Annotated in this window: 1 protein-coding gene and 1 pseudogene; one reads left to right on the forward strand and one right to left on the reverse strand. The window is 36.0% G+C overall.

Annotated features, from left to right (window positions below; genetic code table 11):
- Window positions 1-532: pseudogene (locus tag ACEW8O_RS17585) on the reverse strand (aminoglycoside phosphotransferase); the annotation flags it as partial.
- A 353-nt stretch (window positions 533-885) separates the two neighbouring features.
- On the opposite strand from ACEW8O_RS17585, the gene ACEW8O_RS17590 reads away from it, so the two are divergent.
- A partial coding sequence (locus tag ACEW8O_RS17590) for an L-histidine N(alpha)-methyltransferase (protein WP_373495936.1) occupies window positions 886-1,651 on the forward strand: 766 nt, incomplete at its 3' end.

Below are 1,651 nucleotides of genomic sequence, written 5' to 3' on the forward strand. Positions count from 1 at the left end.
TTGCCAGCTTTTTTAACCCTGGCTGAATTTTATCGAGGTCAATCCCATTTCCTTCTTCAAAAGGGATCTGGAAAATATGTTCATGGTTTAGCTTTCGCATGTCTAAGTTGTCAGGAAAGTCCACTCCACTTATTTGGTGCAGGTTGCTTAAGTACGCTAAGAGCTCAATTATGATTGGTTCTTTGATGATTGGCTTTTTGTAAATTTTGCCATAATCTTCTATCTCTCCCAAATCCTCCATCAAAAGCAAATGTTTTTTGGCTATAAAATCTAGGATTTTCGGACTTCTTTCCTTTAGGAAATTACTTTTTTTGATTGCTAGATAAAACAAATATTCGGTTTCGGTCCTATCTAACGGCGCAGGAATGGAAGGGTATTTTACTACATAAGGCTTGGATTGTTTGATAATAAAGCTCCTTTGATTGGTTTTTGCACGGAATACCAGATTCATATTGCCTTCACCTGCTTTTTGCAGGGAAATCAACGTTTCACCCGTATTAAGTAATTCCTTAATGTCAAAGTCTAAATCCATTGGTTTTTATTTTTAGCGGCATTAAAATTGGTTTTTGTAATATGGCTAACAAAGAAAAGGCTGGGGTTGTGTTTGTTTTGTCTTTGATATTACAAAACACTCAATATGAATAGAAATTCTGAAAAATTGTCCACCAAATTGTGGTTTTTATGGCTTTGTCATACATCTCAATATTTCTTTCATATAAATTTAACTTTGCATATTGATTTATTTTTGCAACGGCTTTTAAATTCAGGCCAATTGTAATAAGCTATCAGCATATTACCTACAAATGTCACATTGCCGACAATTTAAAATACCAAAGTCTAAGAATTTGCCGGATAAACGGAACTGTGTTATGCGGTTTAAATGACATGCAGAAACATTTGCCTTCCAAATATTTCTATGATGAGAAGGGATCAAGAATATTTCAGGAGATCATGCATATGGAAGAATATTATCTTCCAAGGTGTGAATTGGAAATCCTTAATGAAAAATCCCGGCAAATAGCAAATGAAATATATCACAAGGAATTTGATATTATTGAACTGGGAGCCGGAGATGGAAGTAAGACATTGATTTTTTTGGAGGAGGTATTAAAATCCGATAAAAAACCCACGTATATCCCAATGGATATTTCCTCGGATATTCTGGAAGTAAACAGACGATATATCAAGGCAAAACTTCCTGAATTGATTGTTGAGCCTGTGGCAGGTGATTATTTGTATACCCTAAAATCACTTGCTTTAAATTCAAAACCGCGATTGGTGATGTTCATGGGAAGTAACATTGGGAATTTCCCGGGAGAAAAGGCACTAGAATTTATCCGTTTGGTCAATGCCTACCTAAATCTTGGAGATTATTTTCTGATGGGGGTAGATTTGAAAAAAAACCCTCAGGTCATAAGGGATGCTTACAATGACAAAGGAGGAGTGACTAGGCGCTTCAACCTGAATTTGTTGGAAAGGATTAACCGCGAGTTGGGAGCTGATTTTAACATCCAAGCATTCGAGCATTACGGTGTCTATAATCCGTTAGATGGAGCTGCTCTAAGCTTTTTAGTCAGTATGCAAGAACAAGATGTCCATATAGCTGACCATACTTTTCATTTCGATAAATACGAAACCATCCATACCGAAG

It is taken from the genome of Aquiflexum sp., from assembly GCF_041749095.1.
Taxonomy (GTDB): Bacteria; Bacteroidota; Bacteroidia; order Cytophagales; family Cyclobacteriaceae; genus Aquiflexum.